Source organism: Achromobacter sp. ES-001, assembly GCF_019448355.1.
GTDB classification, from domain to species: domain Bacteria; phylum Pseudomonadota; class Gammaproteobacteria; order Burkholderiales; family Burkholderiaceae_B; genus Achromobacter; species Achromobacter spanius_B.
Genome location: NZ_CP079940.1, coordinates 1,068,781 through 1,090,508, shown reverse-complemented (window position 1 = coordinate 1,090,508; position 21,728 = coordinate 1,068,781). Strand labels below are relative to the sequence as shown.

22 protein-coding genes and 4 pseudogenes are annotated in these 21,728 nt (G+C 64.5%); 3 read left to right on the top strand and 23 right to left on the bottom strand.

Annotated features, from left to right (window positions below):
* Positions 1–35 precede the first annotated feature (35 nt).
* The 12 genes and pseudogenes from KYT87_RS04800 to merT all read right to left on the bottom strand — a co-directional run bounded on the left by KYT87_RS04800 (position 36) and on the right by merT (position 8,538).
* Positions 36–296 (bottom strand): hypothetical protein, encoded by a 261-nt coding sequence (locus KYT87_RS04800; protein WP_003098905.1) that lies wholly within the window; start codon positions 294–296, stop codon positions 36–38.
* Positions 297–312: 16 nt separating this feature from the next.
* Positions 313–720, bottom strand: a complete 408-nt coding sequence (locus tag KYT87_RS04795) for a hypothetical protein (protein ID WP_003098908.1) — start codon at positions 718–720, stop codon at positions 313–315.
* A 106-nt stretch (positions 721–826) separates the two neighbouring features.
* Positions 827–1,165, bottom strand: a pseudogene (locus tag KYT87_RS04790) (hypothetical protein).
* 94 nt (positions 1,166–1,259) lie between these two features.
* The gene (locus KYT87_RS04785) at positions 1,260–1,949 is read right to left on the bottom strand and encodes a DUF3275 family protein (RefSeq protein WP_003098913.1); all 690 of its coding nucleotides are present in this window, start codon (positions 1,947–1,949) and stop codon (positions 1,260–1,262) included.
* Between the two features lie 94 nt (positions 1,950–2,043).
* On the bottom strand, positions 2,044–2,871 hold the full coding sequence (locus tag KYT87_RS04780) for a DUF932 domain-containing protein (RefSeq protein WP_003098915.1): 828 nt from the start codon (positions 2,869–2,871) through the stop codon (positions 2,044–2,046).
* A gap of 145 nt (positions 2,872–3,016) precedes the next feature.
* Positions 3,017–3,922, bottom strand: a complete 906-nt coding sequence (locus KYT87_RS04775) for a DUF3577 domain-containing protein (RefSeq protein WP_003098919.1) — start codon at positions 3,920–3,922, stop codon at positions 3,017–3,019.
* 310 nt (positions 3,923–4,232) lie between these two features.
* Positions 4,233–4,683, bottom strand: a pseudogene (locus KYT87_RS29720) (XF1762 family protein).
* Between the two features lie 141 nt (positions 4,684–4,824).
* Positions 4,825–5,127 (bottom strand): annotated as a pseudogene (locus KYT87_RS04765) (DUF3085 domain-containing protein); the annotation flags it as partial.
* A gap of 27 nt (positions 5,128–5,154) precedes the next feature.
* Positions 5,155–6,161, bottom strand: a pseudogene (locus KYT87_RS04760) (Tn3 family transposase); the annotation flags it as partial.
* A gap of 9 nt (positions 6,162–6,170) precedes the next feature.
* Positions 6,171–7,859, bottom strand: a complete 1,689-nt coding sequence (merA, locus tag KYT87_RS04755; RefSeq protein ID WP_003098932.1) for a mercury(II) reductase — start codon at positions 7,857–7,859, stop codon at positions 6,171–6,173.
* A 10-nt stretch (positions 7,860–7,869) separates the two neighbouring features.
* Positions 7,870–8,175, bottom strand: coding sequence for a mercury resistance system periplasmic binding protein MerP (gene merP, locus KYT87_RS04750; protein WP_003098934.1), 306 nt, complete (start codon positions 8,173–8,175; stop codon positions 7,870–7,872).
* A gap of 12 nt (positions 8,176–8,187) precedes the next feature.
* Positions 8,188–8,538: a mercuric ion transporter MerT gene (merT, locus tag KYT87_RS04745; RefSeq protein ID WP_003098936.1), complete on the bottom strand. Its 351-nt coding sequence runs from the start codon at positions 8,536–8,538 to the stop codon at positions 8,188–8,190.
* Positions 8,539–8,609: 71 nt separating this feature from the next.
* Between merT and merR the strand changes: the two genes are divergently transcribed.
* On the top strand, positions 8,610–9,017 hold the full coding sequence (merR, locus tag KYT87_RS04740; protein WP_003098939.1) for an Hg(II)-responsive transcriptional regulator: 408 nt from the start codon (positions 8,610–8,612) through the stop codon (positions 9,015–9,017).
* Between the two features lie 261 nt (positions 9,018–9,278).
* Here the strand turns inward: merR and KYT87_RS04735 are convergent, their stop codons facing one another.
* The 8 genes from KYT87_RS04735 to KYT87_RS04700 all read right to left on the bottom strand — a co-directional run bounded on the left by KYT87_RS04735 (position 9,279) and on the right by KYT87_RS04700 (position 16,746).
* Positions 9,279–10,103 carry a hypothetical protein gene (locus tag KYT87_RS04735; RefSeq protein WP_003098941.1) on the bottom strand — a complete coding sequence of 275 codons (825 nt, stop codon included), beginning with the start codon at positions 10,101–10,103 and terminating at the stop codon, positions 9,279–9,281.
* Positions 10,104–10,391: 288 nt separating this feature from the next.
* The gene (locus tag KYT87_RS04730; RefSeq protein WP_003098943.1) at positions 10,392–10,670 is read right to left on the bottom strand and encodes a hypothetical protein; all 279 of its coding nucleotides are present in this window, start codon (positions 10,668–10,670) and stop codon (positions 10,392–10,394) included.
* A 96-nt stretch (positions 10,671–10,766) separates the two neighbouring features.
* Positions 10,767–11,504: a hypothetical protein gene (locus tag KYT87_RS04725; protein WP_003098947.1), complete on the bottom strand. Its 738-nt coding sequence runs from the start codon at positions 11,502–11,504 to the stop codon at positions 10,767–10,769.
* A gap of 213 nt (positions 11,505–11,717) precedes the next feature.
* Positions 11,718–12,110 (bottom strand): hypothetical protein, encoded by a 393-nt coding sequence (locus KYT87_RS04720; protein ID WP_003098949.1) that lies wholly within the window; start codon positions 12,108–12,110, stop codon positions 11,718–11,720.
* Between the two features lie 21 nt (positions 12,111–12,131).
* Positions 12,132–12,383 carry a hypothetical protein gene (locus KYT87_RS04715; protein ID WP_005408894.1) on the bottom strand — a complete coding sequence of 84 codons (252 nt, stop codon included), beginning with the start codon at positions 12,381–12,383 and terminating at the stop codon, positions 12,132–12,134.
* Between the two features lie 298 nt (positions 12,384–12,681).
* Positions 12,682–12,993, bottom strand: a complete 312-nt coding sequence (locus KYT87_RS04710; RefSeq protein WP_003108988.1) for a hypothetical protein — start codon at positions 12,991–12,993, stop codon at positions 12,682–12,684.
* Between the two features lie 336 nt (positions 12,994–13,329).
* Positions 13,330–13,830: a signal peptidase II gene (gene lspA / locus KYT87_RS04705; protein ID WP_003098955.1), complete on the bottom strand. Its 501-nt coding sequence runs from the start codon at positions 13,828–13,830 to the stop codon at positions 13,330–13,332.
* Between the two features lie 3 nt (positions 13,831–13,833).
* Positions 13,834–16,746 (bottom strand): heavy metal translocating P-type ATPase, encoded by a 2,913-nt coding sequence (locus KYT87_RS04700; RefSeq protein ID WP_003098961.1) that lies wholly within the window; start codon positions 16,744–16,746, stop codon positions 13,834–13,836.
* Between the two features lie 92 nt (positions 16,747–16,838).
* On the opposite strand from KYT87_RS04700, the gene cadR reads away from it, so the two are divergent.
* Positions 16,839–17,237: a Cd(II)/Pb(II)-responsive transcriptional regulator gene (gene cadR / locus KYT87_RS04695; RefSeq protein ID WP_003098965.1), complete on the top strand. Its 399-nt coding sequence runs from the start codon at positions 16,839–16,841 to the stop codon at positions 17,235–17,237.
* 67 nt (positions 17,238–17,304) lie between these two features.
* Here the strand turns inward: cadR and KYT87_RS29715 are convergent, their stop codons facing one another.
* Entirely contained in the window at positions 17,305–17,667 is a 363-nt protein-coding gene (locus KYT87_RS29715) for a DUF3703 domain-containing protein (RefSeq protein ID WP_196588568.1), read from the bottom strand.
* Positions 17,668–17,691: 24 nt separating this feature from the next.
* Positions 17,692–17,895: a hypothetical protein gene (locus KYT87_RS29710; protein WP_023657334.1), complete on the bottom strand. Its 204-nt coding sequence runs from the start codon at positions 17,893–17,895 to the stop codon at positions 17,692–17,694.
* Positions 17,896–18,312: 417 nt separating this feature from the next.
* Here KYT87_RS29710 and KYT87_RS04685 point away from each other — a divergent pair, with 417 nt between their 5' ends.
* Positions 18,313–18,948 carry a cation transporter gene (locus KYT87_RS04685; protein ID WP_003098972.1) on the top strand — a complete coding sequence of 212 codons (636 nt, stop codon included), beginning with the start codon at positions 18,313–18,315 and terminating at the stop codon, positions 18,946–18,948.
* Between the two features lie 723 nt (positions 18,949–19,671).
* Here KYT87_RS04685 and KYT87_RS04680 read toward each other — a convergent pair.
* Positions 19,672–21,702 carry a DNA topoisomerase III gene (locus KYT87_RS04680; protein WP_003098974.1) on the bottom strand — a complete coding sequence of 677 codons (2,031 nt, stop codon included), beginning with the start codon at positions 21,700–21,702 and terminating at the stop codon, positions 19,672–19,674.
* Positions 21,703–21,728 lie beyond the last annotated feature (26 nt).

Here is a 21,728-nt window from a genome sequence, read left to right as displayed (position 1 = left end):
GGCAAGTACTGCCCCAGGGGGTGGAAGAAAACCGCTCAGTCCGGCTCGAACTGTTGGGTGTGCGGATTGAAGTGAAGCGCCTCGTCCACCGCGGTGATCGGCGTGAAGCCGTCCAGGTAGATGTTGTTGAGGTACTGGTCGCGGTAGGTCAGCGCCTGCCGTGCCTGCTCCTCGGTGAGGCCGTTGTCGATGAAGTACCCCAGCATTTCCTCGTCGGAGGAAACTTCGTCGTTGGACAAACTGCCTTCAACGAGCTTCAACAGCGAGAGCGGGAGTGCAGCCAGGATCGGGTCCATGTCGGTTCCTCCTGGCTCAGGCCAACAGCGCCGCGGCGGGTGCCGTGACAGCCGTGGGTGTGCGCCGCCGTGCGTGGTAGGCGCGAACGCCTGCACGCCAGTCGGCGGACTGCTCCGGTGCGAGGTCCAGATAGGACAGCGGGCACGAGTAATAGTACGGATGCATGGACTCTTCCAGCGGCTTGTAGCCCCACTGGTTGCCGCTTCGTTCCAGCAGATCGCAGCGGATGTAGCGCAGGGACTGGCCCGGCGCGAGATCACGATGCACACCTTCGACCTTGGCGGTCAGTTCGACCACGGACCACAGCACGTTGCTGCGCAATGCGTGAGCGATAACCTTCGCGCTGACGCGCTCGGTCTGCTGTGGTGCGATCAGTTCCGCGATCAGTTCAGACCGCGATTGGGGAGAGAAATACCAGCCCATGAGAGGCCTCCTCGAAAAGTTGAGCTGGAGGCCTCCCCGTGGGGAAGAACCCCCAGTGGGTGATGGAATGCCGCAGGTGCAGCGAAGGAAAACCTATGCCTTGCCCTTAGTCCCAGTCGTCATCGTCGCGATCACAACCAGCCGGGCAGCTGCCGAACTCGATCCCATGCGAGCAATAGCCGTGCTCCGCATTCCAGTCCTGGGTTTCCTGCCGTTCGGCCGGTGTTGCGTAGTCTCATTCCTGTGCGATCTTCAGCGCCTGTGCGCGCTGTTCTTCGGGCAATCGACCGAGTTGCGCGTCGATCGCCGAACTGAAGCGTTCGACGTAGTAGTCGTGAGACAGTCCGCAACCCTTGGTGGCTTGTGCGGCTGCCGTCTCGCAGAGAGCCCGCCACGCGGGTTCATCCAGCGCGGAGCGGGGGATATCGCAAGCGATGGTGGACATGATGAAGACCTCCAGAAGATGGCCAGGGCCTCCCCCGCATGGGGAAGGAACCCCGGCGGGTGGATGAAGAACACCGCGCATGCGGCGTCTGCGATCACGCAGGTTGCAGTTCGGCCTGGCGGCTCCACTCCTGCGTCTTGAAGTCCAGCGCGTAGCCCAGCTCGCCCAGGCGGACGATCTGTGCACGCAAAGCGCGGCGGTCGATGGTCGAATCCAGTTTCACGGACTCGCCCAGCGGCCACAGCAGGCCGAAGAGCGCGGGGTCACCGTCTTGGGTGCTGCCGGGGGCAGCAGCCTCAGCAGGTGGCGGCGCATCCACGCCAAAGGGCGTGGTATCGACCATCGGGTCCGCGGACGCCTGCACGGGTGCGGGCTTGGCGGGCCTGGACGCTTTGGTGGGCTTGGCCGGCGTTGCCGCAGGCTGCGCCCCTTGCTCTTCATCGAGCGGATCGACGTCCTGGGTGGCGAAGCTGCGGGCTTCGTCGCGGCTGAGTTTGTCGATGCCGTTGAGCGTCATGCCGTCGAGGCTGGCACGGATCTCGAACCGCATGCCGCCGCCGACCGGATAGGACTTCGGGAAGATGTACCTGATGATGAATTCCCCGTCGTACTTGCCTTCGGGGTACTGCTCCAGCTCCGGGTCTTTGACCTCGAACGTACCGAGGTGCGTGGCGAGGCGGCCAACCGTGAACGGGCCGTTCTTGCCGCGGATGGTACGCAGCGTGAGCTGGCCGGGGACGACGATGGGCGCAACCGATTTCTCGGGTGCCAATGGGGTTGCCATGATGGTTCTCCTGATGATGAATGACGGGCCGCCGACGGCACCCGGTGGATGAGAGGAAATGGCTTCGCCCGAGGTGGGCGAGGTCCGCGTGGCATCACGCCTTGAGCTGGCGCATGCCTTCGGCCAGCAGCCACAACGCCCGGTTCAGGCGCAGGTTCTGGTCGATGCCTTGCACCGGACGGGTGCGCTGATTGCGGCCGTTGGCCGTGCGTCCGTTCAGGCCCCCTTTGACGAGGTTCTCCTGGACGCGGTTGAAGACGGCCCACAGGTCGTTCTTGCGGTCGTCCCATCGCCGGGGTGCCAGCAGTTGGCACTCCGTGACAGGCGTGGACTTGGCTGGATCGTCGTACTTGAGTGCGAGCGCGGAGTTTGCAAAGACCTCCGCTTCGCCCTCATCGAGGGTGATGGTGCGCATCGCATCGCGCGCGTTCTGCACGCGCTCGAAGCCGTCGAGGACTCCGTAGGCACCTTCGATCACCTGGCTGACCACGTCGCCCTTGTGGGGAACGCGGATGTCGGCGGTGGTGTCACCGCAAACCAGGCCGTTGTGGCAGACGAACCGGAACATGCCGGCGAGCATCTGATAGCTGCTCGTGCCGTCATGGCTGTTGAGCAGGATGATCTCGTTCGCCTCGTCGCCGTTGATCTGGCTTGCATGGCGAAGTCGGATGAGGTGCTTCGTGTACTCGCGCCGGTCTTCGTTGCGCACGCGCGTCTGACACACCATGAAGGGCTCGAAGCCCTCCTGGCGCAGCTTGGTCAGCACGGTCGAGGTCGGTATGTAGGCATACCGATCGGACCGGCTCCCATGTGGAGCGTCGGCGAAGATCGACGGAACGACGGCACGAATGCGGTCGTCCGAGAGTGGGCGATCAGAGCGCAGGATCGGGGATTGCGGAGCAAAGCGGGATACCAGAGACATGGCTGATCTCCTTTGAGAAATTCGACAACCGCGTGGCCGTGAGACCACGCGGAACTCGGGGGATGAAATGCGCAAGCACGCGTCCTGGGGACGCGGCGTACGTGGGGAGGAAAAGCGACAAGGCCCCGTGAGAGGCCGTGCCGGATCAGAACGAAGCAGCCAATGCCGGCTCCTGCTCCTGGACTTGCGCCTCGGGCTCGCGCTCGGCGGGCTCGGTGGCCGTGTCGATGGCATCGTCGGCTTCGGACGCGGATGCGTCTTCGGCCGGCGGCGCCTCGGCTTGCGCCTGGCTCGTCGGATAGACCTGGGTGCCGTCGATCTTGATGAGACCGATGTGGACCAGCGTCGATTCCAGGCTGGCGGCCGGTTCCCCGGCGTGCTCACCCTTGGTGCGGATGTACGGATCGATCTTCATGTCGTTCAGACGGAAGGCGATCAGCACCTTGCGGTCACCCTCGATGGCCTGAACGCACCGGCGAACCAGGTGCTCGGCTTCCGGGGTGGCGACGATGGTGTCGAAGTACCGATACTCCGGTTCATCGACAGGCCCGGCCAGTGCCGCGACGGTGCAAGAGAGGAACGAGTCGCCAGCTTTTGGGGTGACGTCCTTCACACGATTGAGATAGCCGATGCCGCGGGTGATCAACTCGTGCTGCTCGATCGAAGCCAGTTCGGCCCGGTCGATCAGTTCGGCCTTGAGCAGTCGCGCCTTGAGGGACGCGGCGGCCTGACCCTTCTGCTCACCCTTGTCGCGGATGTACACATCGCCCCACAGGTCACCGAGGCGAAAGCGCACCAGCGGGCGCTGCTTGGGATCGTCAACGCCGATGTAGCGCTGAACGAGCTTCTTGGCCTCGGCACCCGAGACCTTGACGTCGAAGTAGCGGTAGCTGGGGTCCCGGGCGGGGCCGACCAGCGCGGCGATGGTGCATGCCAGGAAAGGCTGCGCACGGCGGCCGCCCCGGACGGGCACTTCACGGACACGCTGGATGTAGCCGATGCCCGAGGTGTGGAGGTCGAAATACGATTTCTCGTTGGACGTGGTGTTCATGGTGAATCTCCATTGGGATGAAGCGGAGACACACCGGCCCACGCATGCGGGGAAGGTGCGTGACCCCGCGGTGGGTTGATAAGGCGAAAGCATCCGCCACCAGAGGCTGGTGGCCGCTCGCGGAAGGATGCGGTGCGAGCTGGCTCGGTCACGCAGTGGGAACTGCGCCGCAACCTCGAAGACCGATGGTTGCCTGGCATGTCGCTGACGACGTCAGCAGGCATGGGGCCAGCATGGCGGGGCCTCGCGCGCGCGGCAGCAATCAATCGGCACCCGGGCGCTTCCCTTTGTCCGCGCCACCCGGCGCCTGTCACAGGCACTTGGCGCCGCGCAGGTGCTCGGGGGTATCGGCGCGCGGACGGCCGGGACGGCTCCAGGCGCCGCCACCGCGCGCGCCGATCAGCCGCCAGCCGGCGGCGCGCAGGCTGGCGCCACCTTCGTCGGGCATGGTGTAGGTGAGCAGGCGTATGTAGCCCAGCGCCCTTGCCGCCTGCCAGGCCGCGCCGTAGAGCTTGCTGCAGGCGCTGGGTGTGCCGTCGGTGCACAGCCGCGTGACTTCCAGCGTCCAGGTGCCGCGCGACCGGGCGGCCGACAATGGCCACGCCGTGGATCAGGTCGCTGTCGCTCAGCGTGACGGCCAGGGCGAACTTCGCGCCCTGGACCGGGCGGTGGTGGCGATGGTGCGACAGAACGAATGCATTGGCCGTGCGCAGCGACACCGGTAGGAGGTGCAGCCTCGGCGAGGTCGATGGCGTGTTCATGCGGTTGTCTCCGGTGGCATGCCGGCGTTGTGGCCGGCGGGGCGTGCCTCGGCGGCTGGAGACAAACGCGCACGCGCGGCGATGGCGGCGGTGCGAACAAAAGAAGGCCCCCGATGCGGGGGCTGCGAGGCGGTTGCCGCGTCAGGCGGGAGGCACCACTGCTAAGGACAGGTGCGTGGCGGTGGCGGAAAGCACGAGATCGTCCGCCGAGTGCTGGAGGCGCGTGAACAGGCCGTCCTTCGGGTCGAAATACTCCGCGAAGTCATCGCCGCCCAGCTCGCGGCCGGCGAGGTGCCACCAGTCATCGAACGGGTCGGTGTCCGGGTTGCATCCGACGGCGTAGGCGAGCAGTGCCTGGCGCCCATCCGGGCGACGCTCCCCACGCTCGGCGAGGAAGTACACGCCCTGATCCTTGACCAGGACAATGCGGCACTGATTGGGGACGTCTCAGAAAACGGAAAAAATCGTACGCTAAGCCGGTTGCAGCGGTCGTAGCGGCCTGAACTTGCCCGCGCCGATCTTGGCGCTGCTGCGCCAGAGGTAATCGCCGGTCAGGTTGATGTGCTCCCAGCCCAGCGGCGACAGGTACTGCAACAGGGCGTCATCGACAGTCTGGCCGTGACCGCGTAAGGCGTTTGAGGCCCGTTCCAGATAGACCGTGTTCCACAACACTATGGCCGCCGTCACCAGGTTGAGGCCGCTGGCCCGGTAGCGCTGCTGCTCGAAACTGCGGTCGCGGATTTCGCCCAGCCGGTTGAAGAACACGGCGCGGGCTAGCGCGTTGCGGGCTTCGCCCTTGTTCAGTCCGGCATGCACGCGGCGGCGCAGCTCGACGCTTTGCAGCCAGTCCAGGATGAACAGCGTTCGCTCGATGCGGCCCAGCTCGCGCAGCGCCACGGCCAGGCCGTTCTGGCGCGGGTAGCTGCCGAGTTTCCTGAGCATCAGCGAGGCCGTCACCGTGCCCTGCTTGATCGAGGTGGCCAGCCGCACCTTGGCGTTGATCGCCTTGCCGGACGCCTGGAACTGCTGCTGATGCTTGTGCTTGGCAGCGTTGAACAGCTTGCCCAGGATGCGGTCGTGCAGGTCGATGATTTCGTCGGTGACGGTGGCCATGCCCTCGATGGCGAGCGCACCAGGGTCGCGTAGCGGCGCTGTGCCTCGAACTTGGCCAGATCGGCGGGCGTCATCTGGCCGCCTTCGCGGGCGATCTTGAGCAGGCGGTTCTGGTGCACCGACCGCTCGATGCCGGAAGGCAGGTCGAGCGCCTGCCAGGCTTTGAGGCGCTCGATGTGTTCGAGTATGTGGCGCGAGTTCGGCTTGACGGGCGACTGGCGCAGCCAGGCCAGCCAGGTCGTCTTGCCGTTGTCGTGGCGCTTGAGCAGATCGTCGAGGCGGTGCCGGTGGGTGGCCGACAGGGGATCGGACAAGGCCGCGTAGATGCGGCGGTTGGCGCGGCTGTAGGCGTTCATCGAACACCTCCCTTTTCCTCATCCGGCGCAACAGGACAGTTGCTTCACGTCCTTGTTGAAGGTCTGCGCCGCGAGCTTCAGTCCCTCGACCATGGTCAGGTAGGGGAACAACTGGTCGGCCAGCTCCTGCACGGTCATCCGGTGGCGGATCGCCAGCGCGGCCGTCTGGATCAGTTCGCCCGCTTCCGGCGCGACCGCCTGTACGCCGATCAGCCGCCCTGAGCCAGCTTCCGCCACCAGCTTGATGAAGCCGCGCGTGTCGAAGTTGGCGAGCGCCCTCGGCACGTTGTCGAGCGTCAGCAGCCGGCTGTCGGTCTCGATGCCGTCGTGGTGCGCTTCCGCCTCGCTGTAGCCCACGGTCGCCACCTGCGGATCGGTGAACACCACCGCCGGCATCGCCGTCAGGTCCAGCGCCGCGTCGCCGCCGGTCATGTTGATCGCGGCGCGCGTGCCGGCCGCCGCCGCCACATAGACGAACTGCGGCTGGTCGGTGCAGTCGCCGGCAGCAAAGATGTGCGGTGCGCTCGTGCGCATGGCGCGGTCGATGACGATGGCTCCCTGCGCATTGACTTCGACGCCTGCCGCTTCAAGGTTCAGGCTGCGCGTGTTCGGCGCGCGACCGGTGGCGACCAGCAGCTTGTCGGCGCGCACTTCCCCCTGCCCGGTGGTGAGCACGAATTCCCCGCCCGCATAGGCAACGTGGCTCGCCTGGGTGTGGTCCAGCACCTCGATGCCCTCGGCGCGGAAGGCGTCTGTTACGGCTTCCCCGATGGCCGGGTCTTCTCGGAAGAACAGCGTGCTGCGCGCCAGGATCGTGACCTGGCTGCCCAGCCGGGCGAAGGCTTGCGCCAACTCGACCGCCACCACGGAGGAACCAATCACGGCCAGCCGCTCGGGGAGCGAGCTGCTTTCCAGCGCCTCGGTGGAGGTCCAGTGGGGTGTGTCCGCAAGGCCCGGGATTGGCGGAAGCGCCGGGCTCGCGCCGGTGGCAATCAGGCAGCGGTCGAAGTTCACCTCGTGCGTGCCGCCGTCAGCGGTCGCCACGGTCAGCGTGCGCGTGTCCCTGAACCGGGCCTCGCCGCGCAGCACGGTGATGGCCGGAGTGCTTGCCAGGATGCCTTCGTACTTGGCATGGCGCAGCTCCTCGACGCGGCCTTGTTGCTGGGCCAGCAGCCGCTCGCGCAGTACAGCGGGCGCTGCGGCCGGCAGGCCAGCATCGAACGGGCTTTCGCGGCGCAGGTGGACGATGTGCGCGGCGCGGATCATGATCTTGGACGGCACGCAGCCGACATTGACGCAGGTGCCGCCGATGGTGCCGCGCTCGATCAGCGTGACGCGGGCGCCTTGCTCCACGGCCTTCAAGGCAGCCGCCATCGCCGCGCCGCCGCTGCCTATCACAGCCACGTGCAGCGCTTGTTCACCGCCAACATGCTTCGTTTCGCCACCGAGCCAGCCCAGCGCCTTGTCTAGCAGGCCGGCAGGCTTGTTCGGCGTGTCGGTAAGCCGTGCGCGATAGCCGAGCGTGGCCACTGCGGCAACCAGCGGGGCCACGCTCACGCCTGCATCCGCCTCGATTTCGGCCTGCCGCTGCGGATAGGACACCGAGGCCGCGCGCACGCCGGGCACGTTCGTCAAAGCCTGCTGGACGTGCTCGGCGCACGACGTGCAGGTCATGCCTTCGATGTGGAGGGTGATCGCCTCGGCCATGATTACGCCCTCACTGCTTGACGCTGGACGGGTAACCCGCGTTTGCGGTGGCCTTGGTCAAGGCGTCGGCATTGGTCTTGGCCTCGTCGAAGGTGACGACGGCCTCCCGCTTCTCGAAGCTGACTTCGGCCTTCTCGACGCCGGCGACCTTGGACAGAGCCGTCTTGACCGTGATCGGGCACGCGGCGCAGGTCATGCCGGGCACCGACAGGGTGACGGTCTTGGTGGCAGCCCAGGCGGGCGCGCTTAGAGCGGCGGCCAGGGCGATGAGGGTGGTGAGGGTGGTGAGGGTGGTGAGGGTGGTGAGTTTCTTCATGGTGATCTCCTTTCAGTAGAACAGCGGCAGGACGTAGGGAAACGCGAGGGCAACCAGAACCAGGGCGGCCACGATCCAGAAGATCACCTTGTAGGCAGTCCGCACTTGGGGCACGGCGCAAACGTCGCCGGGCTTGCAGGCATGGGCTGGTCGGAAGATGCTGCGCCAGGCGAAGAACAGCGCGATGAGCGCTGCGCCGATGAAGATCGGCCGATACGGCTCCAGCACGGTCAGGTTGCCGATCCACGCGCTAGAGAAGCCGAGCGCGACCAGGACAAGGGGGCCGAGGCAGCAGGCCGAGGCGAGGACGGCCGCGACGCCGCCGGTCGCCAGTGCGCCGCGGCCGTTCTTGGGTTCCGACATAAGGTTCTCCTTCCGGGACTTCGCTTGATGCTGTAACGTTACTTCCGTAGTCAACTACGGAGTCAAGCGCCATGGAGAACGCTCAAGAGAATCTGACCATCGGGGCCTTCGCCAAGGCAGCCCGGGTCAACGTGGAGACGATCCGCTTCTATCAGCTCAAGGGCTTGCTACCCCAGCCGGAGCGGCCCTACGGTCGCATCCGCCGCTACGGGCAGGCGGACGTGGCGCGGGTGAAGTTCGTGAAGTCAGCCCAGCGCCTGGGATTCAGCCTGGATGAAGTCGGCCAGCTCCTGAAACTGGAGGACGGCACCCATTGCAGCGAGGCGGCCGAACTGGCTGCTCACCGGCTGGCCGATGTGCGCGCACGCATGGCGGACCTCACGCGGATGGAAGAGGCCCTGTCGACGCTAGTGAGAGAGTGCAACGCGCACCATGGCAATGTTTCCTGCCCGTTGATCGCAGCTTTGCATTGCTGCTAAAGGGCCCACTTCGGCTCTTAGCGTACGATTTTTTTCCGTTTTCTGAGACGACCCCTGATTGGCGATGGCTTCGGTCAGCACGGGGCGCAGGTCAGCGCCTTTGAATCGCAGTGACATGGATGAAATCTCCTGTGTGGAAGAATGAGAAAGGCCTCCATCCGATGGGATGAAGGGCCTGTAGTGCACGCGGCCGGAACGGCTGGAACGCCGTGGCGGATGCCTCGGGTCAGCCGCAGGACCGCCCGGTTTCGCTGCGGGGCGTCATGCCGGGACGGCCTGGCGCTTGCGGGCCGCTTTCGCGTCGAGGATGCTCACGTCGATCTGGCGCCAGCGCCCGTCGTCGATGAGCCTCTCCAGCACTTCGCCGAGCATGTCGAAATACACCTCGTCGTGCCGATCGACCAGTTCGACCGATTCACCGTTCTGACGGTGCAGTTCCACCACGTAGGTGTCTCCGCCGCGGTCGTAGAGGATCGTCACCCGGCCCTCGAACTTCGCGGTCGAGACCGTGAAGCTGATCGCCGGCGGGGTCTCGATGATCTTGGAGGGCGTGGGATCGACCCAGGTGAAGTCGCGGGCACCGGCATCCACCAGCATGTGGGTGATGCGCCGGAAGCGATCGGGGGCCGGCATCTCCTCCAACTGCTCGATGAGCTGGCCCAACTCCATGCACTGCGGCGTGGGAATGGGCAGCTTGGCCGGCGCCGAGCCGAGGATGTGCCTCGTGATGGTGTACGGCGTGCCGTCCGAAGTCTCCTCGGTGATGACCTCCGGCGTGTCCGCGCGCAGTCCGTCGAAGCGACGACGGGCATAGGGTTGGACATGCACCTTGGCGCCTTCGGCAGGAACCGTGGTCACCAGGCTGGGATCGAGCACCGCGAACTCGGAAGGCTTGAGCTTGACGACGATGGCATCGTCGGTCGCGGCGACCACCTTGCCGTCGAAGGGTTGGGGGTCGATGGCGAAGCCCAGCGTTGAGGACAGCGGCTGATCATCGAACACGCGGTACTTGAACGACCGCACGTTGCGGGGCACATGGCCTGCGACCAGCGAAGGCATCATGGATTTGATGAGGGAACGATCCATGGGGAAACTCCTTGAGGAAAAACAAGGGATTCCCCGCCCGCAAGGGAGAGGTCCCTTGTGGGTGGCGTGGATGGACGCGGTAGGTCCGTAGGAAGAAACGACCAGCACGGTTTCCCGCGCTTGCAGCCTCGAAGGTCTCGACTGCCTGGGCATGTGCCGGCAACGCCGACGAACATGGGGCAAGCATGGCCCTGGGGCGGTCTGCCTGCCCGCAGGAAACGGCACCGCACCACAACCGTTTTCCTGTGCTGCGGGCAAGAAAAAGCCCCTCGAAAGGGGCTGGAGGAATCAGGCTTGGTACACGAAGTAGTGCTCGCGCTGACGCGGAAAGAACACGTGTTTCCACGTGTCGCCGCTTGTGTTGCCACCGTCGAAGACGACCATTTCGTAGTCGTCAATGTCGGTGTCCACCAGATCGGCGCTGTCGATATGGCGCATGTGCAGCGTACCGCTCATGCGCTCGAACACCAGGATCTGGCCGATGGCGTCGTCCTGGCTCATGGCGTTGACGCAGGCTCCAAGCTGATTCTCGAAGTCGGGCGTGGGCAAGATGAGATCGGGGAACATGAGATTGCTCCTATGGAATTGAACCAGCCCGGCTCCTGGTGGGAGGCGGGCTGGCATATGGGGGATAAAGGGGAAGGCTTGCGCGTCGCGTGTCTGCTAGGTCTCGGCCAGTGGCAAGCCCAGTAGCGCGGGTGCGTCGGCATCGAGGATGAGGATGCGCACATCTGCCTGGCCGGCCAGTTCAAGGATGTTCGCCAGGTCGTCAGGCATGCCCTTGTCGCGGTGCTCCTGTCGAAGCTGCTCAGCACTGATGCCCTCGGCATATTCCAGGTTCTTGTCTGTCCAGGGCGTGGAGATCAGCTTGACGCCAATCGCCGGGCTGTACGGAACCCGAAAGGCGATGAACAGAAAAGCCTCCGGCGTGGCGAGGTCTGCCAGGTTGGCGAGGTACTGGCCGGTTTCCTGGCAGATGTGCGCGCTGCTGACTTCCCAGCACCGGCTGTAATAGCCGGTCTCGAAACTCAACCGCTGCACCACGTCTCGCGCGGCTTCGGCCGAATAGGTATCACCGACATGGACCGGGCGGCCGTCGAGGTCGTCGCCATGGATGGCATAGACCACGGCGCCCACCACGCCTTCGCCGTTGATGCCTTCAACAGCATCACATTCAGCAATCAGCTCGTCGCTGATGGCGTCAGTGCCGCTTTTGATCAACGCGAAGTCGCTGGTGACGATGCAAGGCGATGAGATCAGGTCGTTGTCGGAAAGATGCGCTTGGCTCGTGTGGATGGATCGCCAGACATGCGGGCTTCCGTCCCCGTAGCAGATGCACAGCGTTCGGACGACTCTCAGATTCCAGTAGCCGCGTACAAAGGGATTGGGATTCTGGGTCATGGAATTTCTCCAGATTGAATAATGGAGCCAATTCCCGCCACCGGGAATTGAACCCCGGTGGGTTGAAAGTGGAAAAAGCGTCAGGCGGCACTGATCGAGGGCTTTGGGCCAATCGGCGCAGGCTGACGGAAGAAAAATCGAGGGACATGGCCGCGTGGACGCATGTCCCTCATGGGCAGTGAACAAAAAGACGGTGGTATGCCGCAGACCGGCTCACCAACCGCTGTAGTTCACCAACAGATCGGCGATGACCTTGCGGCGTTGCAGATCGAGACCATCGAAGTCCGACAGTCCTTGGAAGTGGCAGCGCTTGAGCATGGCACCGCCCTCGCGCGCGTTGTAGAAGCTGAACATGGCGGACAGGAACATGCGTTCCCCGCTGCTCAGGACGCCGAGTGCGTCGTTGGCACGCAGCATGTCGGGACGCAGATCCCACTTGCTCTTTGCCTGGTTCAGGCCTTCGCGCGTGCCGTCGCCAAACCATTGCGGGCCTGCGATCTCGACGCCGCGCTTCCAGACCTCGAAGAAGGCTTGGGGCGCGGCGGCGAAATGCTGCTCTTCCCGCATGATCTGATCGACGACTTCCTGGGGCAAAAGCTGGTTCATGACGTGGTTCCTCCAGTTGGATCAGGGTGTGGCGAGCTGGGACCCGCCGCCTCTTTCGAGGGCACGTTGAGCCGCGGCATAGCTGCGGAAGTACTGGCAGGATTCCCGCGAAACGGGACCTTCTGTATCGCGCGTGCCGATGTAGTGGCCGGCGGCGCTATGCAGGATTTCGAGCGGCAGGAACTTGCCGCAATGGATCAAGGCCAACTGGCCGAAAGAGGCTTGCTGGGACGTGGACGGGCTCCTTGGAAAAAGCGGGGCCTCGTCCCTCACGGGATGGCAGCTCCCGCACGCGGTTGAGAAAAAAGCATCGGCGTCACGGGTGACGCGCGTCCGCAGACTCGATGCGATGGCGGACTGGCGGGTAGCGCGGAAAGAATCCGCGGCAGCCTGGAAACTCTGGCTGCTGGCATGGTGCTGACGAATCAGCGACACATGCGGGCAGCTTCATGCGCGAGGCGAGCCGCGTCAGCCGGAAATCGGCATTTGCAACAGCCCCGATTGGCGAACGCGGAAAAAAGAAAGCCCCGCAATAAGTGCGGGGCTGTCAGGAGGATGAGGCGAAACTGGGTCAGCGAGGCCTGTCGCCCAGTACATGCTGCTTCCACAGGGCGAATGCCTCGTCCGGTCCCAGCTCTGCGAGGATGACGATGGGCTGGCCCCGACGGGCACGCAGCGATGCGAAATACGCTGGCCGGTCGGCGATGGCGTTGAGCTTGATGCCCTTTAGGAACAGCAACTGGCGGGGGCGAACTTTGGTGGTAACGCAGGCATGATTGCGCTTGTTTGGGGCAAAAGGGCCAGCGAAGCGGGCGGACACGGCCAGAAAACCGCGACGAACTACTTGTACTTGCCAGGCGAGGCGAACGGGTGACATCAGCATATCGCTATGCGGTAAAGAAGACCGTCCTAAAGCTTGCAGGATCCCGGCATAGCTTCATCATCACCTCTCCGTGACGGCTCATTGGAACGAAAAAGGCCAGCATCGCCGTGATGGACTTTCATAATTGCCAGGTCAACTGGCTTGCGTGCTGTTTATTCACAGCAAGGCATTGCGACGTCGTTGCAGCAATCGCCGCCATCGCAACAGGGCGTTGCAGCAAAAGCGGCGGTGGGCGCTAGCATGAGGGCCAAGCCGCGGCCGCTCATGCTGGGGGCCGTTCTCTTCAGATTGGTGTCCTGCACCGTGTGCATTGCGAATTTCCGGATCGTCCCAATGTCACTGGGACTCCTTTGTGGCGGCCGGGTTCTCCACGCTCATGAACGACTGGGCCACCAGCGCGATCGCCCCGCCCACGATGGCCATGTCAGCGATGTTGAAGGCGGGCCAGTGCCAGCCGTGCAGGTGAAAGTCGATGTAGTCGATAACGTGCCCGCGCGTGGCGCGGTCGAACGCGTTGCCCAATGCGCCGCCCAGAATGAGGCTGTACGAAAGGCCTTCCGTTTTGCGCAGCGGCCGGGAGAGCAGCCATGCGAGCCATGCCGATATTGCGAACGCGATCGCCAGAAAAAACCACCGCTGCCAGCCGCCCGCGCCAGCAAGGAAGCTGAACGCCGCGCCGGGATTGAGAGCGTGAACTAGGTTGAAGAATGACGCCACCTCGTGCGACCAACCCAAGGGAGTTGTCGCGTCAATGTAGCTCTTAGCTGCCTGATCGCCGGCGAATATAACGATCGCGAGTGAGTACCACTGCGTCTTGCGAAGAGATGGTTCATCCATTGTTCATGCCGCCTTGAACTTCAGGAGGCGCAGCCCATTGACGACAACCAAAAGACTTGCCCCCATGTCAGCGAACACAGCCATCCACATGGTGGCATGCCCTGTGAACGTCAACGCAAGGAACACCGCCTTGATGCCAAGGGCCAGAACGATGTTCTGCGTGAGGATCGCCGCAGTGCTACGCGACAGCCGGATGAAGGCGGGGATCTTGCGCAGGTCGTCGTCCATCAGGGCGACGTCGGCTGTTTCGATCGCGGTGTCGGTGCCGGCCGCGCCCATGGCGAAGCCGATGTCGGCACGGGCGAGCGCGGGCGAATCGTTGATGCCGTCGCCCACCATGCCCACCTGGCCCTCGCCGCCGACCAGGCTTTCGATGGTCTTGAGCTTGTCTTCGGGCAGTTGGTCACCACGGGCTTCAGAGATTCCGACCTGGGCAGCGATGGCCGCGGCCGTGTGCTGGTTGTCCCCCGTCAGCATCAGCGTGCGCACACCCAGCGCCTGCAGGTCGGCCACCGCCTCACGGCTGGTTTCCTTCACGGTGTCGGCCACTGCAAAAATGCCGAGCACGGTCGCATCGTCCATCAGCAGGATCGCTGTCTTGCCTTGGCGCTCCAGGGTCTCCAGCCGAGCCTGGAGCGTCGCTTCGCTCAGGCCCAGCTCCTGGGCGAGCCTGTGGTTGCCCATGTGCAACATGCGCCCGGCGACGCGGCCGCGCACGCCGCGGCCAGGCAGCGCCGCGAAGTCGTCGACCTCGTGCAGCGCGATGCCGTCACGGTTCGCCTTGCGGGCGATGGCCTGAGACACAGGATGGTCCGAGCGTGCCGCGAGGCTTGCGGCCCAGGCGGCAACTTCCTGCGCCTCGCCGATCAGCGGCACGAAGTCGGTCTGCTCGGGCTTGCCATGTGTGAGTGTGCCGGTCTTGTCCAGGGCCAACGCCTTGAGCTTGCGCCCGCCCTCCAGGTAGACGCCACCCTTGATCAGGATGCCGCGTCGGGCGGCAGCGGCCAAGCCGCTGACGATGGTGACCGGCGTGGAGATGACCAGAGCGCAGGGGCAGGCGATCACCAGCAGTACCAGGGCCTTGTAGACCCAGTCAAACCATGCGCCGCCGAAGGCGAGCGGCGGCACGACGGCAACCAGCACGGACACCGCGAACACCGCCGGCGTGTAGACGCGGGCGAACTGGTCGACGAAGCGCTGCGTGGGCGCACGGCTGCCCTGCGCGGACTCCACGGCATGGATGATGCGCGCGAGCGTCGAGTCGCTGGCGCCTGCGGTCACCTTGTATTCGAAAGAGCCGGTCTCATTGATGGTTCCGGCGAAGACCTGGTCACCTTCGGCCTTCTCGACGGGCAGGCTCTCGCCGGTGATGGGCGCCTGGTTGATGGCCGATCGACCCGAGGTGATCAGGCCGTCCAGTGCGATGCGCTCGCCAGGACGCACGCGGACCACCGCGCCCTTTGCGACCTCCTTGGCCGGCAGCTCTGTCCATGAGCCATCGGCCTGCCGCACGGTCGCGGTCTCGGGCGCCAAGTCCATCAGCCCCCGAATGGCGTTGCGGGCGCGGTCCAGCGACTTCGCCTCGATCACTTCCGCCAACGCGAACAGGAACATGACCATGGCGGCCTCCGGCCAGTGGCCGATCGCCATGCCGCCGGTGACCGCGATGGCCATCAGGGCGTTCATGTTCAGGTTGAGGTTCTTCAGCGCGATCCAGCCCTTCTTGTAGGTGCTGAGGCCGCCGGTGAAGATCGAAACCAGTGCCAGCACGATCACGGCCCAATGATTGCCGTCGTTGACCCAGTACACGCCTTCGGCGGCCACCGCCGCAACGCCCGAAACCGCCATCGGCCACCAATTGGTCTTGTGCGCGGCCACCGGGGCATCGCGCGGCTCATCAGTCCTCTGGACCTCGGCTTCCATGCCCAGCGATTCGATGGCTTCGACTGCCGGCTTGATCGCGTCGGGTGTGTGCCGAACCGTGAGCGTGCGCTGCATCAGGTTGAAATCCATTCCCTGCACGCCCGGCATGCCTTGCAGCTTGCCGCGGATCAGACTTTCCTCGGTCGGACAGTCCATCTTCGCGATGCGAAGTACCGTGGTGGCTGTCTGCATGTCCTGCCGCGCAGCCTGCATTCCAATGGAAGCAAGCGCCTTCTCGATCGGCGCTGAGGTCGCCAGCGTGTGCTGGACTCCCAGCACACGCTGCATCAGATTGAAGTCGAGCGCGGTCACACCCGGCAGCTTGCCCAGCCGGTCGCGGATCAGCGCTTCTTCCGTCGGGCAATCCATGTTCTCGATCCGGTACGTCACCCGCTCGCCGATCGGCGGCGCGGAAACGGCAGCGGTTGGTTGCTGCTGCAGGGCCGAGGATGGGATCACAGCCGCGGCTTCGATCGGCCCCGTGTGGCCGAAGGTCTGCTCCTTGGCGCGCATGCCGATCGAGGCCAGGACCTGCTCCATCTGCGCGCGTGCCTGAGCGAGGTGTTTCACCGACAGGGTGCGCTCAGCGAGGTCGAAGTCGAGGTCCTGAATTCCCTCGACTGCCCCGAGGTGCGAGCGGATGAGTTTCTCCTCGCTCGGGCAGTCCATGTTCTCGATGCGGTAGGTGGTCGACACGGCGGCGTCTCGGACAGCCTGAGCCTTCATGCCCACCGAATTCAGCGCTTGCTCCAAGGCATCGGCCGAGACTTCGCGGTGCGAAATGGTCAACAAACGCTGCGGAAGATCGAACAGGAGCCGCTCGACACCGGGCATGCCCTCCAGCGTTCGCCGCACCAGTGCTTCCTCATTGCGGCAATCCATGTTGCTCACGTGGAAAACGGTGGTTTCAGTGCTGGCCTGCTCACTGGCGCACGCCGTCTGTTGGCCATTGCCGCCGGAGCAGGCGCATGGGCTGGAAGGTTCTTTGTTCATAGATCGCTCTTCATTGACAAGGTTTTCCCCGGATGCCATCATTAGAAAACCTCTAGTAGATATAGAGTCAAGTTTTTTTATAGGAAGCAACCATGATGCGGATCGGTGAACTGGGCAAGAAGGCAGATTGCTTGGTGCAGACCGTGCGCTTTTACGAGTCAGAAGGCTTGCTGCCCGAGCCTGCACGTAGCGAGGGCAACTTCAGGCTCTATGACGAAGTCCATTTGCAGCGCTTGCTGTTCATCCGCCGCTGCCGGGCGAAGGACATGACGCTGGATGAGATCCGTCAACTGCTGAACTTACGGGATCGGCCAGAGTTGGGCTGCGGCGAGGTGAACGCGCTGGTCGACGCTCATATCGCGCAAGTGCGGACCAAGATGAAGGAATTGCGCGCCTTGGAGCGCGAGTTAATGGATCTGCGACGCTCCTGCGATAGCGCCCGAACCTCGCGCGAGTGCGGCATTCTCAACAGCTTGGCCGAGCCCGCCTGAAGCTCGAGCGTGTCATCGGTGCTGGAAGTGATCGGGTCCAGTTCTGAGAGCCACGTGCCGCGCTCCATCATGCGAAAGCGCGCGGTTCTGACGTTTTGAGACGGCGTGCGACCGAGGGCGTGGCCCACAGGAGCCAGCGCGAGCCGGACGACCTGCGCGCCGCAATCTCCGCCACCTTACGGGTTCTCCAGGCCAGACCGAGCATCGCGGCGTGGCTGCGCAGGTGCAGGTGCAGGCCAAGGTAGCAGTGCGCCACGACGCGGCCCGACTCATGGGCACGCCACGCAACTCGCGATCGCTTCGCAAGAAGCCGCAAGGCCCGACTCGCGCAAGAATGCGACGTGGGCAAGATCGTATAGCCAGCAGCGCAAGCGTTTGCCGCTGCTGGCCGGCTCCGGAAGGGATAGACAAGCTGCGGGCCGTAGTCCATTGGAAAGTCCATCTTTCTTGAGTGTCACTCTTTGGCGCCCAGCGTGTGCTTTTGCGACCGGAAAGCGCTGAACAAGTGGCCCCCGGGCATCCAGAAATCGCCGTAGTTGACTTGGGCGTCTTCGTGCTCACGCTTGTGATGCCAGCGATGGGCTTCAGCCACCCCGATCAACAATCCCAACGGCCCGACCCGGTATCCCAGATTGGAGTGCTGGAAGGCCAGATGCACGACCAAGAAGCCGAGCCATGCGCCGACGGCCAACCACAGCTTGGAACGCCGCTACTGGCTCAACGGGGAGTGGAAAGGCCGCCCGCCCTCTAGCAAGGCGGCACAAGCGAGCGCGACGATCACTGTGAGTAGCTCCGTCGGAAAAGACGGCCGGCCGGTCGCGAGCTCGCCGAAGAGCACAACCGCAGTGGCGCCACGGATCAGTGGATAGCAGCCATACCGGATGACAGTCGCAATGAAGGGGGCGCATTGGTGCTCATCTGTTCTGTCCTAAAGCTCTGACTGGATTGGAAAACCTTCTAGCTACGGTAGAGTCAAGGGCGTCCGGGAAGACCCTGTGGCAAGTTCGTTGCATCTGCGCCTTGACTCTCCAGCCGCTACAGGCTTCAGCATCCATCGATTTGGAAGGAACAATGCATGGCTGAAAACCACAGAAATCACGAAAACGACGAGTTGGGCCGCCTAGATGCGAGCGATGCGAAGGACCGAAAGATTCTTCTGACTGTGTTGCTGATCAACCTGACGCAGTCCGCCGCCGGCATTGCCCTTGGCATCTGGGCTGGCTCTACGGCGCTGATGGGCGCCGGGTTGGACAACCTCGCCGATGCGTCGGTCTATGCGGTTAGCCTGTATGCCGTCGGTCGTGCGGCAACGGTCAAGGTGGGCGCGGCCCGCTTGTCGGGTTTCTTGCTAATCGGCCTGGCCGCGCTGCTGCTGTTGGAAGTCCTACGCCGCTTCGCTGGAGGGGAAGAGCCTGTCGGCCCAGCCATGATGGCCATGGCCGCGCTGAACGCGGCTTTGAACCTAGTGTGCCTCAGACTACTGCGCCGCCATCGCGGGGAAGATGTGAACTTCAAGGCGTCAGCGATCTTTACCAGCAACGACTCCATCGTCAATGGTGCGATTGTGCTGTCCGGGGTGCTGGTGATGGGGTTCGGGTCGAACATCCCGGATCTGGTGCTGGGCGTCATCGTGGCCGCAATCGCAGCGAATGGGGGGCGGGAAATCCTGCGCGAAGCATCGGAAACAGCTCGCCGTAAGGCGGGCACATAAGGCATGTTTTCGCCCAGTTCATCCCGAGGTTTACCTCTGCAAAAGAGGTAGTCCAGCCTTTGGGCTACGGCCTCGGCTGCAGCCGAGCGTACCATTGGCGATGGCCGCGCGATAGGCGGGCATGCCGTTCTCGACCTCCGTCTGCCGTACAGCAGCGGTGCGCAAGGTTGAGGGTGCATGTCGTCTCTCCTGTTCGTGTGGCCCAGGCCAATGGCCGGGCCGGGACGTTGATGGGCAGGAGAATGGCGCCGAAGGCCCAACGGCCTTCGGCTCGGGAGAAAAGAGGAACCACCCGTGGGCTGATTGGCAGGCCCGGTCGTCGCTAGAACCATCTGCTCATCAAGCAATCACACCCGGCCCATGTCGTGGCTGGGGCCGGCATCGTCTGGCGCACATCCGCGCACAAAGGGAGCCCGTTTTTGCACCGGCGGGCACCGGCACCGATTACCGCTGACCACGAAGGGTCTCCCGGTGGCTCGTGCAGCCTGGCAAGCCACCGGGAGACCCTTCGCAGAGGGCGGAAGAAACGCAGATCAACAGAACGCGCGTGGTGCGGCTCGCAGAGAAGCTACCTTCAGGTCCCGCGGCCGGGGACGGCTGGGCGGGACGCGCACACGGATCAAGAAGGCGTTGCGCGCTGGGCGTCCCGCAGGGCATGCGGCGGAGTGCGGGACAGGGGCCACGCCGCCGAAGGCGGGCACGGCTCACGGGGAACGGGGGCGGTCAGGAGCCTTTGCGGCCGCTACGGCGCGGGCGCGAGGCGCCGCGCTTGGAGCTGCCGGATTCGACTGGCAGCGTGCCTTTGCAGTCCGGGTAGCGGCTGCACGACCAGAACGGGCCGCTCTTGCCGCTGCGCTGGCGCGTGGGTGCGCCGCACTGCGGGCATGCCGGCCCTTGGGGAACCTTGATGGACAGGGAGGCGCTGCCGTACTGCGCAATCAACTGCGAAATCCACGCGGCCTGCTTGCCGATGAACACGTCCAGGGTGAGCTGTCCGGCCTCGATCATGTCGAGCGCCTGTTCCCAGACGGCGGTGGTGCCAGGGTCGGCAATCGCCGCAGGCACGGCATCGATCAAAGTGAAAGCCGCATCCGAGGCGCGGATGGCGCGCCCCTTCTTCACGAGGTAGCCGCGAGCGATCAGGCCGCCGATGATGTTGGCCCGCGTCGCTTCGGTGCCGATGCCAACCGTATCCTTGAGCTTCTGCTTCAGGCGGGGATCGGACACCAGCTTGGCGACGCCTTTCATGGACTTGACCAACTCGCCTTGCGTGTACGGTTTGGGCGGCAGCGTCTTGAGTGCCTTGAGATCGACGTCGGCCACCTGGCATGCCAGGCCCTCATACAGTTTCGGCAGCGCGGGCAGCACCTGGGCGCGGACCGCAGTATCGCCCTCGCCATCACCGTCTTCGGCCTGCGGCTCGGCGAGCACCTGGCGCCAACCCGGGATGACAACCTGCTTGCCCGTGGCCGCCAGGTTCTGCCCCCCGCACGAAAACTTGGCCACAGTGCGGTCGAACTCGTGGTGAGGGAGGAACTGCGCCAGGTAATGCGACCGGATGAGCCTGTACACGGCCAGTTCCTTCTCGCTCATGGCGGAGAGCTTCGCCGGTTCGAGCGTCGGGATGATGCCGTGGTGCGCCGTGACCTTGCCATCGTTCCAGGCGCGCGAGCGCTGCGAGCGGTCGAGCTGGCCCATGATCGAGCGCAGCGAGGGATCGGTCTTGAGCAGGCTGTCGAGAACGGTGGGCACTTCGGCAAACATGCTCTCGGGCAGGTAGCCGGAGTCCGAGCGGGGGTACGTCGTGGCCTTGTGCGTCTCGTACAGGGCTTGGGCAATCTCCAAGGTTTCCTGCACGTCCAGCCCAAGCTGCTTGGAACACACTTCCTGCAAGGTGCCCAGGTCGAACGGCAGCGGCGGGCCTTCGCGGACACGCTCAGTCTCCACCGACACGACGTGGGCACTGCCCGCAGCGCGGATCTGCTGCATGGTCTGCTGTGCGACCGGCTGCCGCAGGCAGCGGCCTGCGTCGTCGGTGCACGCATCGGGTGGAACCCATTGCGCGGCGAAAGTCGAACCGCCTGCGAACAGGGACACGGCGATGGCCCAGTATGGTACGGACACGAAGCGCGCGATCTCGCGGTCGCGGTCCACAACGAGCTTGAGCGTCGGGGTCTGTACGCGGCCGACCGACAGCACGCCGTCGTAACCCGCCTGTCGCCCCAGCACCGTGAACAGCCGGCTCAGGTTCATGCCCACGAGCCAATCCGCACGGGAGCGCGCCAGCGCCGAGTGGTACATCGAAAGCGTCTCGGCCGAAGGCCGCAGCTGGCCCAGTGCCGCCCGAATGGACGCATCGTTGAGCGCCGACAGCCACAGGCGTTCGATGGGGCCGCGGTAGCCGCAAAGCTCCACGATCTCGCGGGCGATCAATTCGCCCTCGCGGTCGGCATCGGTGGCGATAACCAGGTGAGTCGCCTTCGCCAAGAGCGCCTTGACGACCTTGAATTGCGTGGCGGTCTTCGGTTTGACCTCGACCCGCCAGTGCTGGGGAATGATGGGCAACTGCTCAACGGACCATCGTTTGAGCTGCTCGTCGTAGGCCTCGGGCGGCGCCGCCTCCACGAGATGGCCGATGCACCAGGTGACCGTGACGCCGGAACCGTTGAGGCAGCCTTCACCGCGCTGCGTGGCGCCGAGAATCCGGCCAATGTCTTTGCCCTGGGAGGGTTTCTCGCACAAGAACAGCCGCATATCCGTCCATCCCGATTCCTGTTGTT

What these genes read in the sequence shown, in the direction of transcription:
- KYT87_RS04800 (WP_003098905.1), bottom strand. Translation starts at nt 296, where the DNA reads ATGGACCCGATCCTGGCTGCACTCCCGCTCTCGCTGTTGAAGCTCGTT.
- KYT87_RS04795 (WP_003098908.1), bottom strand. Translation starts at nt 720, where the DNA reads ATGGGCTGGTATTTCTCTCCCCAATCGCGGTCTGAACTGATCGCGGAA.
- KYT87_RS04785 (WP_003098913.1), bottom strand. Translation starts at nt 1,949, where the DNA reads ATGGCAACCCCATTGGCACCCGAGAAATCGGTTGCGCCCATCGTCGTC.
- KYT87_RS04780 (WP_003098915.1), bottom strand. Translation starts at nt 2,871, where the DNA reads ATGTCTCTGGTATCCCGCTTTGCTCCGCAATCCCCGATCCTGCGCTCT.
- KYT87_RS04775 (WP_003098919.1), bottom strand. Translation starts at nt 3,922, where the DNA reads ATGAACACCACGTCCAACGAGAAATCGTATTTCGACCTCCACACCTCG.
- merA (WP_003098932.1), bottom strand. Translation starts at nt 7,859, where the DNA reads ATGGCCGAGGCGATCACCCTCCACATCGAAGGCATGACCTGCACGTCG.
- merP (WP_003098934.1), bottom strand. Translation starts at nt 8,175, where the DNA reads ATGAAGAAACTCACCACCCTCACCACCCTCACCACCCTCACCACCCTC.
- merT (WP_003098936.1), bottom strand. Translation starts at nt 8,538, where the DNA reads ATGTCGGAACCCAAGAACGGCCGCGGCGCACTGGCGACCGGCGGCGTC.
- merR (WP_003098939.1), top strand. Translation starts at nt 8,610, where the DNA reads ATGGAGAACGCTCAAGAGAATCTGACCATCGGGGCCTTCGCCAAGGCA.
- KYT87_RS04735 (WP_003098941.1), bottom strand. Translation starts at nt 10,103, where the DNA reads ATGGATCGTTCCCTCATCAAATCCATGATGCCTTCGCTGGTCGCAGGC.
- KYT87_RS04730 (WP_003098943.1), bottom strand. Translation starts at nt 10,670, where the DNA reads ATGTTCCCCGATCTCATCTTGCCCACGCCCGACTTCGAGAATCAGCTT.
- KYT87_RS04725 (WP_003098947.1), bottom strand. Translation starts at nt 11,504, where the DNA reads ATGACCCAGAATCCCAATCCCTTTGTACGCGGCTACTGGAATCTGAGA.
- KYT87_RS04720 (WP_003098949.1), bottom strand. Translation starts at nt 12,110, where the DNA reads ATGAACCAGCTTTTGCCCCAGGAAGTCGTCGATCAGATCATGCGGGAA.
- KYT87_RS04710 (WP_003108988.1), bottom strand. Translation starts at nt 12,993, where the DNA reads ATGCTGATGTCACCCGTTCGCCTCGCCTGGCAAGTACAAGTAGTTCGT.
- lspA (WP_003098955.1), bottom strand. Translation starts at nt 13,830, where the DNA reads ATGGATGAACCATCTCTTCGCAAGACGCAGTGGTACTCACTCGCGATC.
- KYT87_RS04700 (WP_003098961.1), bottom strand. Translation starts at nt 16,746, where the DNA reads ATGAACAAAGAACCTTCCAGCCCATGCGCCTGCTCCGGCGGCAATGGC.
- cadR (WP_003098965.1), top strand. Translation starts at nt 16,839, where the DNA reads ATGATGCGGATCGGTGAACTGGGCAAGAAGGCAGATTGCTTGGTGCAG.
- KYT87_RS29715 (WP_196588568.1), bottom strand. Translation starts at nt 17,667, where the DNA reads ATGGACTACGGCCCGCAGCTTGTCTATCCCTTCCGGAGCCGGCCAGCA.
- KYT87_RS04685 (WP_003098972.1), top strand. Translation starts at nt 18,313, where the DNA reads ATGGCTGAAAACCACAGAAATCACGAAAACGACGAGTTGGGCCGCCTA.
- KYT87_RS04680 (WP_003098974.1), bottom strand. Translation starts at nt 21,702, where the DNA reads ATGCGGCTGTTCTTGTGCGAGAAACCCTCCCAGGGCAAAGACATTGGC.